13 protein-coding genes are annotated in these 14638 nt (G+C 64.2%); 7 read left to right on the forward strand and 6 right to left on the reverse strand.

From position 1 onward, the window contains the following. Nucleotides 1–98: 98 nt before the first annotated feature. The gene (locus ASD45_RS22375) at nucleotides 99–842 is read left to right on the forward strand and encodes a DUF4167 domain-containing protein (protein ID WP_082541138.1); all 744 of its coding nucleotides are present in this window, start codon (nucleotides 99–101) and stop codon (nucleotides 840–842) included. Nucleotides 843–905: 63 nt separating this feature from the next. On the opposite strand, the gene ASD45_RS22380 is transcribed toward ASD45_RS22375, so the two are convergent. After that, nucleotides 906–1634 carry a class I SAM-dependent methyltransferase gene (locus ASD45_RS22380; protein ID WP_056914004.1) on the reverse strand — a complete coding sequence of 243 codons (729 nt, stop codon included), beginning with the start codon at nucleotides 1632–1634 and terminating at the stop codon, nucleotides 906–908. 164 nt (nucleotides 1635–1798) lie between these two features. Between ASD45_RS22380 and gloB the strand changes: the two genes are divergently transcribed. The 3 genes from gloB to ASD45_RS22395 all read left to right on the forward strand — a co-directional run bounded on the left by gloB (nucleotide 1799) and on the right by ASD45_RS22395 (nucleotide 3824). Further along, nucleotides 1799–2566: a hydroxyacylglutathione hydrolase gene (gene gloB / locus ASD45_RS22385; protein ID WP_056914005.1), complete on the forward strand. Its 768-nt coding sequence runs from the start codon at nucleotides 1799–1801 to the stop codon at nucleotides 2564–2566. Between the two features lie 110 nt (nucleotides 2567–2676). Beyond that, nucleotides 2677–3366, forward strand: coding sequence for a flavin reductase family protein (locus ASD45_RS22390; RefSeq protein ID WP_056913906.1), 690 nt, complete (start codon nucleotides 2677–2679; stop codon nucleotides 3364–3366). Between the two features lie 32 nt (nucleotides 3367–3398). Beyond that, nucleotides 3399–3824 (forward strand): cupin domain-containing protein, encoded by a 426-nt coding sequence (locus tag ASD45_RS22395; protein ID WP_056913907.1) that lies wholly within the window; start codon nucleotides 3399–3401, stop codon nucleotides 3822–3824. A 60-nt stretch (nucleotides 3825–3884) separates the two neighbouring features. Here the strand turns inward: ASD45_RS22395 and ASD45_RS22400 are convergent, their stop codons facing one another. Further along, complete coding sequence (locus ASD45_RS22400) at nucleotides 3885–4748, reverse strand: EamA family transporter (RefSeq protein ID WP_056913908.1); 864 nt, start codon at nucleotides 4746–4748, stop codon at nucleotides 3885–3887. A 207-nt stretch (nucleotides 4749–4955) separates the two neighbouring features. On the opposite strand from ASD45_RS22400, the gene ASD45_RS22405 reads away from it, so the two are divergent. Beyond that, a complete protein-coding gene (locus ASD45_RS22405; protein ID WP_056913909.1) occupies nucleotides 4956–8117 on the forward strand; it encodes an autotransporter outer membrane beta-barrel domain-containing protein in 3162 nt (1053 codons plus the stop codon). 37 nt (nucleotides 8118–8154) lie between these two features. Here the strand turns inward: ASD45_RS22405 and ASD45_RS22410 are convergent, their stop codons facing one another. The 3 genes from ASD45_RS22410 to ASD45_RS22420 form a co-directional block, all read right to left on the reverse strand. Further along, nucleotides 8155–9231 carry a tartrate dehydrogenase gene (locus tag ASD45_RS22410; RefSeq protein WP_056913910.1) on the reverse strand — a complete coding sequence of 359 codons (1077 nt, stop codon included), beginning with the start codon at nucleotides 9229–9231 and terminating at the stop codon, nucleotides 8155–8157. A 96-nt stretch (nucleotides 9232–9327) separates the two neighbouring features. Then, entirely contained in the window at nucleotides 9328–10053 is a 726-nt protein-coding gene (gene phbB, locus ASD45_RS22415) for an acetoacetyl-CoA reductase (RefSeq protein ID WP_056913911.1), read from the reverse strand. A gap of 232 nt (nucleotides 10054–10285) precedes the next feature. Further along, nucleotides 10286–11461, reverse strand: a complete 1176-nt coding sequence (locus tag ASD45_RS22420) for an acetyl-CoA C-acetyltransferase (protein ID WP_056913912.1) — start codon at nucleotides 11459–11461, stop codon at nucleotides 10286–10288. 248 nt (nucleotides 11462–11709) lie between these two features. Here ASD45_RS22420 and phaR point away from each other — a divergent pair, with 248 nt between their 5' ends. Beyond that, nucleotides 11710–12297 (forward strand): polyhydroxyalkanoate synthesis repressor PhaR, encoded by a 588-nt coding sequence (phaR, locus tag ASD45_RS22425; RefSeq protein WP_056913913.1) that lies wholly within the window; start codon nucleotides 11710–11712, stop codon nucleotides 12295–12297. A 77-nt stretch (nucleotides 12298–12374) separates the two neighbouring features. Here the strand turns inward: phaR and ASD45_RS22430 are convergent, their stop codons facing one another. Continuing rightward, nucleotides 12375–14081, reverse strand: a complete 1707-nt coding sequence (locus ASD45_RS22430; protein ID WP_056913914.1) for a bifunctional diguanylate cyclase/phosphodiesterase — start codon at nucleotides 14079–14081, stop codon at nucleotides 12375–12377. A gap of 214 nt (nucleotides 14082–14295) precedes the next feature. On the opposite strand from ASD45_RS22430, the gene ASD45_RS23885 reads away from it, so the two are divergent. Next, nucleotides 14296–14595 carry a hypothetical protein gene (locus ASD45_RS23885; RefSeq protein ID WP_056913915.1) on the forward strand — a complete coding sequence of 100 codons (300 nt, stop codon included), beginning with the start codon at nucleotides 14296–14298 and terminating at the stop codon, nucleotides 14593–14595. The last annotated feature ends 43 nt before the right edge of the window (nucleotides 14596–14638 follow it).

The following is a 14638-nucleotide window of genomic DNA, read 5'->3' on the forward strand; positions in this document are numbered from 1 at the left end:
CAACCGGTCAGTGAAGTGAACCGGACTGTCGGTGAAGGAAATGCCGCTGGAACGACCGGCGGCAAGACGTGGCAATTTGACTAGCGAATAGGATGAGCATGAGAAACGGTCAGAAGCGCATGCGTGGTCGCGGCGGCGGTGGTGGCGGCGGCGGCGGCGGTGGTGGAGGCGGTGGCAATCACCGCAAAGGCCAGAACCCGCTGACGCGCGTCTACGAGTCGAACGGCCCCGACGTTAAGATCCGCGGCACCGCGTCTCATATCGCCGAGAAGTACATGCAACTCGCGCGCGATGCGCAGGGCTCGGGGGATCCGGTCGCGGCGGAGAACTACTTCCAGCACGCCGAGCATTATTTCCGGCTCATCGCCGCGGCGCAGGAACAGTTCCGCCAGCAGAACCCGTATTACAATCAACAGCAGCCGCCGCAGCAGGGTGTCCCGCAAGGCGCTGCCGACGAGAACTACGACGACGAGGAAAACGACTCGCAGCCTTTCGCCGCGCAGGACCCGGGTTTCGCGCCGCAGCCTCAAGGTCAGCCTTACGTGCCGCGTGACACGCAATTTTCACCGCGTGTGCAGCAGCATCAGCCGCAGCCACAGCAGCAACCGCAACCGGACGTGCCGGTCGGCCTGCCCGCCTTCATCACCGGCGGCGGCGCGGTCAACGGCGCCGAGCAGCCTGCCGGCAACGGTCATGAACAGGGCGAACGTCCCGATCGCTTCGGCCGCCGTCGCCGTCGTCATCGCGGCGGTTACCGCGGCGAGCGTCCCGACTACAATGCCGGCAATGCCGAAGGCGCAGCGCCTCAGCCCGCGGGCGGCGACGAACCGCCGGCGGAATAAACAACGGCACTTTGTGCACTGATCAAATGGCCGGGGCTTAACCCCGGCCATTTTCTTTGGCCGCTACACGCCCGCCGTCGGCGCCAGCGCCGGCTCCAGCGACGGCACCAGCACGCGCCGGGCGCGGCGCTGCGCCGGAATGGCGCGATAGACCTGCTTGGTCGCTTCGACGATGTGCACGCCGGCGAACGGCGCCGACAGCGTGGCGCCAGTGCGCTCCCAAGCGACCGCGGTGCGCAGGAACCAGGCCCCCGACACCGGCGGCACATAGAGCGCTTCGCTCCATCCCGCCGGCGAGAACCACGCCTCGCGCAGGAGCTGATTGATCTGGCTTCGCGAATAAGGGCGGCCATGACCGAACGGCGTCGTATCGGTGCGCGCCCAGACGCCGCGGCGATTAGGCACCACCGCAAGCAGCCGGCCGCCGCTCGACATCACGCGCCACACTTCGCGCAACAGGCCCATCGGGTCGTTCGTCATTTCCAGCGCGTGGACGAGCAGCACGCGATCGACCGCGCCGTCGGTAAGCGGCAGTTCGCTTTCTTCGACCAGGGCCGCGAGCGTCGGCCGCGCTGTCGGCCATTTCAACACGCCCTGCGCCGCCGGCATGAAGGCGAGGCAGCGCTCGGCCTCCTCGCGGAACAGGCCGAGATACGGCGGGGTATAGCCGATGCCGAGGACGCGCTGGCCCGAGGTATCGCGCCACTGCGCGCGCACGCCGCGGCCGATGATACGGCGGGCGACCTTGCCGAGCGGCTGGCCGTAGAAATTGCGCAGGTCGACGACGTCGATGGACATGAGCCTAAACTACCACGGAGCGCCCGAATCCCGGATGGGCGGCGGCAAAATACAGCCTTTCACGGCCGCGTGCGAATATGTCAAAGCACTAAGCGAGCGTTCGGGACCCGTCCCGTCGTGACAGAGTTAATATTGCGACCAGTCGCCCGGAGGACATGATGCCCGCAGAAATCCGCCTGTTCCGCTGCCTTTCCGACAATTACGGCGTATTGCTCCACGATCCGGACACCGGCGCGACGGCGGCCATCGACGCGCCCGAGGCGGCGCCGATCGAGAGCGCGCTGAAGGCCACCGGCTGGAAGCTCACCGACATCCTGGTCACGCACCATCACGCCGACCATACCGACGGCATCATGGAGCTGAAGAACAAGTACAAGTGCCGCGTCGTCGCCCCCGCCGCCGAAGCCGCGAAGATTCCCGGCGTCGACGAGACGGTGAAGGAAGGCGACAAGGCCAAAGTCGGCAATCTCGTGAGCAATGTCATCGAGACTCCCGGCCACACGCTCGGCCATATCGCCTACTGGTTCCACGCTGACAAGATCGCCTTCGTCGGCGACACGCTGTTCTCGATCGGCTGCGGCCGCGTCATCGAAGGCACCATGGATCAGATGTGGTCGTCGCTGCAGAAGCTGCGCGACCTGCCGGACGACACGCGGGTCTATGTCGGTCATGAATATACGCTCGCCAACATCAAATTCGCGCTGACCATCGAACCGAGCAACGCAGCGCTGAAGTCGCGTGCGGCCGAAGCCGAGAAGCAGATCGCCGGCGGTCATTTCACTATTCCGGTTACCATCGGCGCCGAGAAGAAGCAGAACCCGTTCATCCGCGCCGACGTGCCGGAAGTCGCCGCCGGCATCGGCATGGCCGGCAAGCCGGCGAACGAAGTGTTCGCGGAGATCAGGACACGGAAGAACAAATTCTAGCCGGCCAGGCGGAGCTGGCGGTCCGAGTACAGATATCGGGTGCATAAAACGGGTCGAGCGCGGGCACGTCGCGCCGTACCTCACGGGCCTCACGTTCAATCGAGGTCAGCATGCCATCCGTATCTTTCCCTCAGCACGACGGACTCGCGGTCATCGAGCCGTCCATTCTCTACTTCGGCACACCGGTTGCCCTGATCGGCACGCGCAACGAGGACGGCACACCGAATCTGGCGCCGATGTCGTCGGTCTGGTGGCTCGGCTGGCGCGCCGTCCTCGGGCTGGCGATCGCGTCCAAGACGCCGCAGAACATGATCCGTACCGGAGAGTGCGTCATCAATCTGCCATCCGACGACATGGCGGACGCCGTCGATCGTATCGCGCGGACGACGGGTTCGAATCCTGTGCCGCCTGGCAAGGTCTCGCGGGGCTATCGCTACGAAAAGCAGAAATTCGAGACCGCCGGCCTGACCGCCATCAACGGCGAAGCCGTCGCCGCACCGCGCGTGCTGGAATGTCCGGTGCAACTGGAGGCCCGGCTTGAGAGTGTGCACGAAATGGCCGCCCTCGACCCTGTTTGGGCCGGCAGGGTGCGCGCCTTCGAAATGCGCATCGTCCGCGTCCATGCCGATCGTTCGATCCTGATGGACGGCGAGGCCAACCGTATCGATCCCGACAAGTGGCGGCCGCTGATCATGAGCTTCCAGCAGTTCTACGGCCTTGCACCCGGCAAGCTCCACCACTCCAAACTCGGGGAAATACCGGAGCAATCGTACCGGCCGCCGAACGCGCGAATGGGATGAGATTTGGCGCGCGCTCTGCTAATAATGCCGATATGCCGACTCCGCCCACTGCCGCCGACATCATCAGGAAGCTCGCGCTCAAGCCGCATCCGGAAGGCGGCCATTATCGTGAGACATTTCGCGACAGCCATCTGGTCGATGGCCGCGCCGCCTCGACCGCGATCCTGTTTTTACTGGCGAAGGGCGAGCGCTCGCACTGGCACCGTGTCGATGCCGTGGAGATCTGGCATTGGCACGCCGGCGCGCCGCTGCAGCTGAAAATCGTCGACGGCGCGAAGGAAGAAATCATCCGGCTCGGCGGCGACATCCATAATGACGAAGTGCCCCAGGTAACGGTGCCGGCCCGCGCCTGGCAGGCCGCTGAATCGCTCGGCGACTGGACTCTGGTCGGCTGTACCGTGGCGCCGGGCTTCCAGTTCGAAGGCTTTGAACTCGCGCCGGTGGGGTGGAAACCTTAGCCGTCAATCCGGGAGCGAACGAACCGAGCAGGCCCTTCGGTCCACGCCCGGAATGACACTTCATTTCCTCCGCAACATGTCCTTGGCCGCGAGCAATCCGCCGCCGGCGATGAGCAGAGCAGCGAGCGCCAGCGTGATGCGCGCTTCGGCAAAGCCGGCGAGCACCAGGAACGCCGTCGACAGGACGGGCGCAGCGTAGGAGCTGACGCCAAGCAGGCGGATATCGCCGCGCTTGACGCCGATGTCCCAGGCATAGAACGCGGCGCCGACCGGACCAACGCCGAGCGCGATGATCGCCTCCCACTGCTCGGCGTCCTGCGGCCATACCGTCGTCTCGAAGGCGAGATGGCTGAGCGTCGCCATTATCGCGGTCACGAGGCAGTAGCCGGCGACTACCGCCGTCGGCACAGCCGCGAAGCGGCGCGACAGCACCGAATAGCCGGACCATACGAAGGCCGCCATGAAGGCCGCGAGATAGCCGGCACCCGCACCCGGCGTCAGCGAAAAGCCCTTACCGATGAACAGCACCGCCGTGCCGATGAAGCCAATGAGCGCACCGGCGACCGAGTACCAGCGCAGCCGCTCACCCGGCAGCAGGCCTGAGAACAGCACGATGAGCAAGGGCCACAGGTAATTCACCAGACCGGCTTCGGCCGGCGGCGCCAGACGCAGCGACAGAAAATAGAGCGCGTGATAGCCGAACAGGCCGCCCACGCCGAGCGCCCAGGCCTTCGGGCTCTGCCGCAGGGCGCCCCAGGCACCGCTCCAAGTGACCCAGGCAGCGCCGATCGCGCCGCCGATGGCAAAGGTCATCGCCGCGAGCTGGAACGCCGGCACTGTGCCTGAGGCGACCGTCAACAGCGCCAGCAGCGACCACATCAGGATCGCAGAAAAACCGATGAGCGTTGCGTGAAAAGAAGACATGTCACTTAGCGAATACGAAAACTGCGGGGCGAGCACAATTCGGCGACATCGGCCGCTGTGGGCAATCCACGATTTTGCCCCGGGAAATAGCCTATCCATTGGGAATAAACATGAGTCTACAACCGGGGCGCTACCGGTATTTAAATAGCCATGCTAAAAACCGGCGGCGGGCAGCCGGGACGGCCGGTCAAAGGGGCGTATAGCGTTATGTTCAGTCAAGCGCCGATCCTTCGTCAGGATGGCGCCGCCGCGTGGCTGATTGCGGCGGGAATTGCCCTGTCCGTGATGCTGCTGTCGACATCATCCGCCCGCGCGGATTGCCTGATCAGCGGCTCCACCGTCACCTGCTCGCCGGCGGGCGGTCCGCAGACGACGACGATCGGCACCGGCGCGGAAAGTAATATCACCGTCAATGTGCTCCCGGGCGCTTCGATCGCGGTTGGACCGGACGCGATCGGCATTTTCCTCAATGCCCAGAACCTGGTCACGAATGCCGGATCGATTTCCGCCGGTGACTCGACCGGCAGCTTCAGCGGCGGCATGTTTTTCTTCGGTGATGGCAACACCGCGATCAACAACGGATCGATCAGCGCCGGCAATGCCAGCGGTGGCGGTCAGGTGTTCGGCATCCAGTCTTTCGGAGATGACGCCGACATTACCAATAACAATATGATTGTCGTCGGCAATGGCAGCGGCTCTTCGCCCTACCCGTTCGATGCCAGTGGCATCGCCGCGCAAAACAACAGCCGGATCATCAATAATGGCTCGATCGTCGTCGGCAACTATGCGCAAGGCATCTTTGCCTGCTGCAGCAACCAGATCACAAACAGCGCCGGCGCGTTGATCCAGACCGGCGATAACGGTTTCGGCATTTTCGCGGGAGCCGACAACAATCAAATTCAGAACGCCGGGCAGATCGTCGTCGGCAACGGCAACTTCAGCGGCCTGACGTTCTTCTCTTACGGCATCCTGGTTTCCGGCAGTAACAACACCGTCACCAACACGGGCTCAATCCGGGTTGGCAATCTGGCCGCCGGCATGGCCATCGACGATCCGCTGGGCGGCGGCGGCTCCTATACCGGCAACACGCTGATCAACGCCAGCGGGGCCACGATCAGAGGCGGCAACGGTTCGTACGGCATGGCATCGGGTTCACAATTCGTGTTCCCTCCGGATGCGACGCTGACGAACAACGGTACCATCATCATCGGCGATGCGATTCCGAGCGTTTCGATTCCCATCGGCATGGTGGCCTTCGGACCGGCGGCGATTACCAACACCGGCACGATCATCGTCGGCAACGGCGATTCGACCACATTTCCGGTTGGCATTTACGCGCTCGAAGCCGGCTCGACGATTCTCAACTCCGGATCGATCACCGTGGGGACCGCCGGGCTTGGCATTCGTGCGGCGGGCGACGGCACCACGCTCAACAACACCGGTACCATTTCGGTCGGCGCCGGCGGCACTGGCATCCAGATCACGTTCCCGGTCAGCGGTAGCAACTTTACGGGTCCTGCCGTCACCAACTCAGGCATGGTCATCGCGGGCACGGGCGGCATCGGCGTCAACTTCGTCGACAACGGTTCGCTCATCAATACCGGCACGATTCGCGCTTACGGCGATGGCACCGGCAGCAACGGCTACAGCATCTTCACATGCAGTTGCACGACAACCACGATCACGAATTCCGGCACACTCGACGGCAAGATCCAGGCTGAAGGTCCATCGACCAACTTCGTCAACAGCGGCCTGATCACCATCACCGATACGAACGCGGTGCAGCCGATCGGACCGTTCAACTTCAACATCAGTGATTTCGCTCACGGCGGCGGCGGAACGTTCACGCAGACCGCGACCGGCATTCTGTCGCTCCGCGTCATGCCCGGCTCGCCGGCGCCAATTGACAGCCTGCTGGGCGATACGATCACGCTCGCCGGCACATTGCGCGTGGCGATCCAGCCAGGCATCTATGCCAACCGGACCACCACCGACACCGCGGTGTCGCTGACCGGCAGTGGCGCCAGTCGCATCGTCACGACGTTCAACAGCTTCGTGGCGACGTCGTCGTTCTTCACGGTAACGCCGATCTACGATACCGGCGACGCCACGTCCTACACAGCCATGAGCCTGCAGCTCGATCGCATCGCCTTCGGCGGCCTGCCGGGCGAGACGCCGAACCAGAAAGCCGTGGGTGACGCCCTCGAGCGGGGCTATTCATCATCGATCGATCCCTCGAGCCCGGCCGGGCGGTTCTACGCCAACCTTCTCGCTTACGGCTCGGCCGGCGCCCTCGATCAACTGTCGGGCGCCGGCACCGCCGCCAGCCAGAACGCAGCCTTCAATGTTGGCGACCTATTCAGCGTCGCCATGCTGCAGCAGGGGATGGCCTGGCTGAGCCGCAGCGGCGGTGCGCCGGGCGTGACGTTCGGCGGCCTCGGCTATGCGCCGGCCGGGCAGAACAAATTCGCCAACAGGCCCGGCGCCGACGCGTTCGCGGCGATGCGGCCGAGTGAAGGACGCTGGCGCGTGTGGGGTGCCGGATTCGGCGCTACGCGCTCGATCGACGGCCAATATGGCGCCGCCGATCAGCGTGTCGATGCGGCCGGCGGTCTCTTCGGCGTCGATCGCCAAATCGCGCCGGACCTGCTGATCGGCGCTGCGGTCGGCGCCAGTTCGTCGCGCTTCTCGGCGTCGAGCCTTTCCACCAACGGCCACTCCGACGCAGGCCATCTCGGCGTCTATGCGTTGAAGACCTTCGGCGCCGCCTATCTCGCCGCGGCGCTGCATTACGCCCACGCCAATAACGACACCGACCGCACCATCAGCGGCATCGGCGCCGCCGAAACGGCCAAGGGCAGTTTCGACAGCGACCAGCTCGGCGGGCGCCTCGAACTCGGCTGGCGCTACGCGATGAAGGGCTACACGCTGACGCCGTTTGCCGCCATCGCGCCGACGGCGCTGTGGCAGCAGGGCTATAGCGAAAACTCAACGACGAGCACCGGCGCGCCGGGCATTCTCGGCCTGACCTATCAGTCGAACCGCGTGTCGTCCTTCCCCAGCTTCCTCGGCCTGCAGGTCGATGGCCGCTTTGCATTTGCCAACGGCACGACCCTGTCGCCGTTCGTGCGCGCCTCGTGGGTGCACGAGTTCGACACGACGCGCAGCATCAGCGCGACCTTCATCAATATTCCCGGCGGTAGCTTCACGGCCGAAGGCGCCAGCGCCGCCGCCAACGCGCTGCGGCTCGAAGGCGGCGCCACGCTCGCCTTGAACGAGCGCGCCTCGCTGTTCGCCAGCCTCAACAGCGAACTGTCGAGCAGCTCACGCAGCTTCGCCGGTATGGGCGGCCTGCGCTTTGGATGGTAAACGCAGGCTTACGCCTGCGTTTGGCTGGTGACGCGCCTTACGCCAGCGCGTCGGCGATCGCCTTGCCGCACTCGCTGGTGCTCGCCGGACCCTTGAGATCGCGCGTGCGCAGCTTGTCCTGAGCCAGCACAGTCTCGATCGCCTTGACGATGGCTTTCGACGCCTCGTGCTCGCCGAGATGGTCGAGCATCATCGCGCCGGACCAGATCTGCCCGATCGGATTGGCGATACCCTGGCCGTAGATGTCGGGCGCCGAGCCGTGCACCGGCTCGAACACCGACGGATATTTGCGCTCGGGATTGATGTTGCCGGACGGCGCGATGCCGATGGTGCCGGTGCAGGCCGGACCGAGGTCGGACAGGATGTCGCCGAACAGGTTCGAGGCGACGACGACGTTGAACCAGTCCGGATTCATGACGAAGCGCGCGGTGAGGATGTCGATGTGGAACTGATTCCACTTCACGTCCGGATAGTTCTTCGCCATCTCCTTCACGCGCTCGTCCCAGTACGGCATGGTGATGGCGATGCCGTTCGACTTGGTCGCGGACGTCAGGTGCTTCTTCGGTGTCGATTTGGCGAGCTCGAAGGCAAATTTCAAGACGCGATCGACGCCGGTGCGGCTCATCACCGTCTCCTGCACCACGACCTCGCGGTCGGTGCCGGGGAACATGCGTCCGCCAATCGCCGAGTATTCGCCCTCGGTGTTCTCGCGCACCACCCAGAAATCGATATCACCGGGCTTGCGGCCCGCCAGCGGCGACGGCACGCCGGGCATCAGCCGCACCGGACGCAGGTTGACGTACTGGTCGAACTCGCGGCGGAACAGGATCAGCGAACCCCACAGCGAGATGTGATCCGGGACCTTGTCCGGCATGCCGACGGCGCCGAAGAAGATGGCGTCGTGCTTGCCGATCTGCTCCTTCCAGTCCTCCGGCATCATGCGGCCGTGCTTTTCGTAGTAGTCGCAGGAAGCGAAGTCGAAGTCGTCGAGTTCGAGCTTGAAGCCGAATTTCTTCGCCGCCGCCTCGAGCACGCGCACGCCCTCCGGCACGACCTCCTTGCCGATGCCATCGCCCGGAATGACGGCGATGCGGTGGACGCGGTTGGTGCTCATGGCAAGGCTCCCTGTGACGAATGCAAAACGGCCCGCCCGTGTGACCGGGCGGGCCGTCTGATCTAGCGAAACTGGACGCGGGGCGAAAGCCGCCCGTTACGCGAAATACTGCCCGCCATTCGCCGTCAGCGTGGCACCGGTGATCAGGCCGGCGTCGTCGGCCGCCAGGAAGACGACGCAGCGCGCGATCTCCTCCGGCTCGCCGAGCCGGCCGATCGGGATCTGCGGCAGGATCGACTTCTCAAGCACGTCTTTCGGCACCGCCTGCACCATTTCGGTGTTGATGTAGCCCGGGCAGATGGCGTTGACGGTGATGCCGGCCTTGGCGCCTTCCTGGGCCAGCGCCTTGGTGAAGCCGATTTCTCCCGCCTTGGCGGCGGAATAGTTCACCTGGCCCATCTGGCCCTTCTGACCATTGATGGATGAGATGTTGACGACGCGGCCAAACTTGCGCGCGCGCATGCCTTCCCAGACCTGCCGCGTCATGTTGAACAGCGAACCGAGATTGGTGCCGATCACCTGATTCCACTGCTCAGGCGTCATACGGTGGAACATACCGTCCTTGGTGATGCCGGCATTGTTGATCAGGACATCGATCGGGCCGACCTCGGCCTCGACCTGCTTGATGCCGGCCCCGCACGCCTCGTACGACGACACATCCCATTTGAAGACAGGAATGCCGGTCTCGGCCTTGAACTTCTGCGCGGCCTCGTCGTTGCCGGCGTAACTCGCCGCAACCTTGTAACCCTTGTCCTTGAGCGCTTTCGAAATCGCGGCTCCGATACCGCGGGTTCCGCCAGTCACCAATGCAACGCGAGACATTCCCCTCTCCCAGATTTTCTTGCCACGAGACCCGGCAATGAGCCCCTTGGCGGAGCAATTCTTGTGCCGGGCTTCGACGGCTCGTTGATGACAGCTTAGATACGTGAATGGCCGGGGCAAGCCCGGCCATGACGCAAATCAAGTTGTCGCAGATAAAGTTGTCGCATTTGTGCGCCGCAATGAACGGCACGTGGACGTTACCGCCCCACACGCCCTCCCTTGCTGCGTCGAGTTACCGCTCGACGCACATCGCGATACCCATGCCGCCGCCGATGCAGAGCGTGGCAAGGCCCTTCTTGGCATCGCGCTTCTGCATTTCGTGGAGCAGCGTCACCAGGACGCGGGCGCCCGACGCGCCGATCGGATGACCGATGGCAATGGCGCCGCCATTGACGTTGACCTTCGAGGTATCCCAGCCGAGATCCTTGTTCACCGCGCAGGCCTGCGCCGCGAAGGCTTCGTTGGCTTCGATCAGATCGAGGTCCTGATGGCTCCAGCCGGCCTTCTTGAGCGCGCTGCGCGATGCCGGGATCGGACCCGTGCCCATGATCTTGGGATCGACGCCAGCCTGAGCCCACGACACGATGCGCGCGAGCGGCGTCTTGCCGAGCTTGGCGGCTTCCGACGCGCGCATCAGCACGACGGCGGCGGCGCCGTCATTGATGCCCGAGGCGCTGGCCGCGGTGACGGTGCCTTCCTTGTCGAACGCGGGACGCAGCTTGGCGATGCCCTCGAGAGTCACGCCAGCCTTCGGATATTCGTCGGTGTCGACGACGGTGTCGCCCTTGCGGCCCTTGATGGTGACCGGCACGATCTCATCCTTGAACTTGCCGGCCTTCATCGCCGCCTCGGCCTTGTTCTGCGAAGCCACCGCGAACTCGTCCTGCTGCTGGCGGGTGATTTGCCATTGCTTGGCGACGTTCTCCGCGGTGTTGCCCATGTGGTAGCCGTTGAAGGCATCCCACAGGCCGTCCTTGATCATGGTGTCGACCAACTCGAACGAGCCCATCTTCACGCCGCCGCGCAGGTACTGCGCATGCGGCGCCATGCTCATCGATTCCTGGCCGCCCGCGACCACGATGTCGCTGTCGCCGTTGAGAATGGCCTGATAGCCGAGCGCGACCGAACGCAGGCCGGAGCCGCAGAGCTGGTTTACGCCCCAGGCTGGGCTTTCGACGGGGATACCGGCAGCGATCGACGCCTGGCGGGCCGGGTTCTGGCCCTGCGCCGCGGTGAGGATCTGGCCCATGATCACTTCGCTGACGCGGTCGCCCTCGACTCCCGCGCGCTCAAGCGCTGCGGAAATGGCCGTTTTCCCCAATTCATGCGCCGGGACATTGGCAAATGCGCCGTTAAACGAGCCAACCGGCGTGCGGGCGGCGCTGACAATGACGACATCGTCTTTCATCGGAAACTCCTCAAACGGGGCGGAAGGGCTCTGACTGGCCATTTTGGCGGTGCCGCATCCTCGACAGGCCACCCCGGCCTGTCAACAACGGCTACCATTCGAATTATGCTTGGAAATGGCCTTTTCCGGCCCCTTGCGCAAGGGATGGTGCGCTGCGCGTGAAGTTTACCGCGCCGCCATAAAACGACTGGCCCATTCTGTCCTTATGCGGCTATGCTTATGGCTGGGCGGAGGAAATGTGTGATCCCATGGCAGACGAAAAACAGCCGGTCACGATCAAGAAATACGCCAACCGGCGGCTATATAATACCGGAACAAGCACGTACGTAACCCTCGAAGACCTCGCCGTGATGGTCAAGAACGGCGAAGACTTCGTCGTCTTTGACGCCAAGAGCGGTGAGGACATCACCCGCTCGGTTTTGGCGCAGATCATTTTCGAGCAGGAGAACAAGGAAGGCCAAAGCCTTCTGCCGATCGCGTTCCTGCGGCAGTTGATTCGCTTCTACGGCGACAGCATGCAGATGATGGTGCCGCACTTCCTCGAGCAATCGATGTCGACGCTCACCAGCCAGCAGGGCAAGTTCCGCGAGCAGATGGAGAAGGCTTTCGGCGGTGTCGGCGGCTTCGGTCCGATGGAGGATCAGGTTCGCCGTAACATGGAGATGTTCGAGAAGACCTTCGCCATGTTCTCGCCGTTTGGCCGTCAGGCCAGCAACAAGCCAGCGGAGCCGGCCGACAAGGCATCTCCTGCCGCAGGCGGAACCGAGATGGACGACCTCAAGCGCCAACTCGACGACCTGCAGAAGCGGCTCGACAAGATGGGCAGCAAGGACTGATCTGCCTCAGCGCTGGCGCACTTAACCCGTCAGCCTGAAACGGCGTCACCACGCAAAACCGTAAGTCCGCCAGCCGGTCAAACTCCGGCGGCGGATTTACTTTTTTTTTCGGGTAGCCATGGCCGCTCGCTCGACGCGAGCCCGACGAAAGCGCCCTGCAGATAATCGCAGCCCCAGCCGCTGAGCAGCCGGGCGGCCTCCTCGTCCTGCACCCATTCCGCTACTGAACGGATACGCAGGCGATGCGCGAGATCGATCATCGTTTGCACGAAAGCGCGATCGTCTTCCGACTTGGTTAGATTCTGCACGAAGGCGCCGTCGATCTTGATGATATCGACGCCGAGCCGGCGTAGGTTGCGGAACGAGGTGTTGCCGGCGCCAAAGTCATCGATGGCGATGCGGCAACCAAAATCCTTGGCGCGGGACACGAAGCCACGCGCGTCATCGATATCGTGAATCGCCGCCGTCTCGGTGATCTCGACAATCAGTCGTTCGCCGACGCCGGCATTGGCGCGCAGCATCGCCCCGAGCCCCGACCACCAGCCCGGATCGAGCGCGGAGGCGGGGGAGACGTTGACGCTGGTGCAGAGGTGCGGCGCCGCCACCAGTTCGTCGACGACGAGCTCGAGCACGCGATGATCGAGCATGCGCACGAGACCAAGACGTTCGGCGGCCGGGATGATGTCGCCGGCGGCGAGCTGGACGCCGTCCTCGCGATGCGCGCGGATGAGACACTCGTAGAACGCGACACTGTGCTGCGCGGCGTTCGCGACCGGTTCGAAAGCCAGCGAAATACGGCGGTCATTCAGCGCGGCGATGATCTCGTCGGTGGCGCGCAGACTCTCCTTGCGCAGCGCGTCGCGCTCGACGCTGGGACGATAGGCGGCGAATGAGCCGAGGCGCTTGTCGCGCGCCGAAGCCAGCGCGTCCTGGGAACGGCTCAGGACTTCGCTCAGCGTACCGGCGTGGCGCGGCGCGGTAACACCGCCAATGGTGATAGTCACAGCGACGGGCCCCGCCGAGGTGACGATTGGTTCGTCGCGCACGCCTGCGAGCAGCCGATCGGCGGCAACCGTGAGTTCGTCCGGCGTACACTTGGTCAGCACAACAGCGAACTTATTGCCGGAGATGCGACCAAAATAATCCTTGCCGCGCACGCGGGCGCGGATGCGCTTGGCGACCTGAGCGATGACCTCCTCGGTGATATCGAAGCCGTAGGAATCGTTGAGCTGGCCGAGATTGTCGATGGCGGCGAGCAGGAAGCCGCACGAACTTCGAAAGCGGATGGTCTCGTCGAGCGTTGCGCTCAACACGTCGATGACCGCGGTGCGGTTGAGTTCGCCAGTAAGCGAATCGAACTTGGCGAGCTTGATCAGTTCCTGTTCGCGCTCGTGGCGGGCGTCGATGGCGCGAACGACCCCGCACGCACGCGCCGGCTTGCCATCGGCGCCGGCGAACCAGCGGCCGGTGTCTTCCAGCCAGGTCGTCGAGCCGTCCGGACGTTTGAAGGCGTATTGAGCTTCGTAGGAGACGCCGTCGCCGCTGTCGTGCCGATTCGCCGCCTGAATGGCCTCGAGGCGGCTGACTCCGCCGCTGGCATCGATCACGCGGGCAAAACCGGCACCGGTCTCGATCGCCGCGGTATCGGCGATGCCGAGCACCGCGGCGGCATGGGCGCTCCAGGTCAGGCCATCGCTGTCGAGGCGCCATTCATAAGCGGCCTCGCCGACCATCCGCAGGATCTCACCGGCATCCGGTCGATCGTTTTGGCCGAATTCGCTCATGTCCCCTTCGTCCCATTTTGGGAACGCCGCGTCATGCGATGCGTTGTCTGTGTGTAACTACGCGATCCCAAACACTATCGAGCGAGACTTAAATAAGTTGGACAATTCGACGCGTTGCTGCCCCTTAACCACGACGAAGCGTTAACGGCACAGGCCTTGCCAGCCAGAGGGGGAAGTCGAGAACCATGTCCCTCTCCGAGACAGAGTTGACCCGATGCGCATCGAGCCAAGCAAGCAGGTCACCAAGCAGCTATCGGATAGCATGCAGCGCGCTGAGTCGCGGCAAGATTTCGTCAACCATGACGCCGATGATGCGACGCCACAGAGTCGCTCCGTTGTCCTTCTGACGGCGGATGCTCGTGAGCCTGCGACACCATCCTACCGTCCGGCCCTCTTCCTCGCCCAACTGATCGCAACCCGCGATCACGCGCCGCAAACCCGCGAGCGCCGCCGTGCTTCGCCCGCCGACGCGACGGCCGCTTACCGCGCCATGGCCCGGCTGGCCGGCGGCTGAGGCTCTCCCGTTTTTCCTCGATCTGGCCTAGGCTGCGCCGACT

The sequence above is a fragment of the Pseudolabrys sp. Root1462 genome, assembly GCF_001426945.1.
Classification (GTDB): domain Bacteria; phylum Pseudomonadota; class Alphaproteobacteria; order Rhizobiales; family Xanthobacteraceae; genus Pseudolabrys.

Coding starts and splice junctions, on each gene's coding strand:
- ASD45_RS22375 (WP_082541138.1), top strand. CDS start 99: ATGAGAAACGGTCAGAAGCGCATGCGTGGTCGCGGCGGCGGTGGTGGC.
- gloB (WP_056914005.1), top strand. CDS start 1,799: ATGCCCGCAGAAATCCGCCTGTTCCGCTGCCTTTCCGACAATTACGGC.
- ASD45_RS22390 (WP_056913906.1), top strand. CDS start 2,677: ATGCCATCCGTATCTTTCCCTCAGCACGACGGACTCGCGGTCATCGAG.
- ASD45_RS22395 (WP_056913907.1), top strand. CDS start 3,399: ATGCCGACTCCGCCCACTGCCGCCGACATCATCAGGAAGCTCGCGCTC.
- ASD45_RS22400 (WP_056913908.1), bottom strand. CDS start 4,748: ATGTCTTCTTTTCACGCAACGCTCATCGGTTTTTCTGCGATCCTGATG.
- ASD45_RS22405 (WP_056913909.1), top strand. CDS start 4,956: ATGTTCAGTCAAGCGCCGATCCTTCGTCAGGATGGCGCCGCCGCGTGG.
- ASD45_RS22410 (WP_056913910.1), bottom strand. CDS start 9,231: ATGAGCACCAACCGCGTCCACCGCATCGCCGTCATTCCGGGCGATGGC.
- phbB (WP_056913911.1), bottom strand. CDS start 10,053: ATGTCTCGCGTTGCATTGGTGACTGGCGGAACCCGCGGTATCGGAGCC.
- ASD45_RS22420 (WP_056913912.1), bottom strand. CDS start 11,461: ATGAAAGACGATGTCGTCATTGTCAGCGCCGCCCGCACGCCGGTTGGC.
- phaR (WP_056913913.1), top strand. CDS start 11,710: ATGGCAGACGAAAAACAGCCGGTCACGATCAAGAAATACGCCAACCGG.
- ASD45_RS22430 (WP_056913914.1), bottom strand. CDS start 14,081: ATGAGCGAATTCGGCCAAAACGATCGACCGGATGCCGGTGAGATCCTG.
- ASD45_RS23885 (WP_056913915.1), top strand. CDS start 14,296: ATGCGCATCGAGCCAAGCAAGCAGGTCACCAAGCAGCTATCGGATAGC.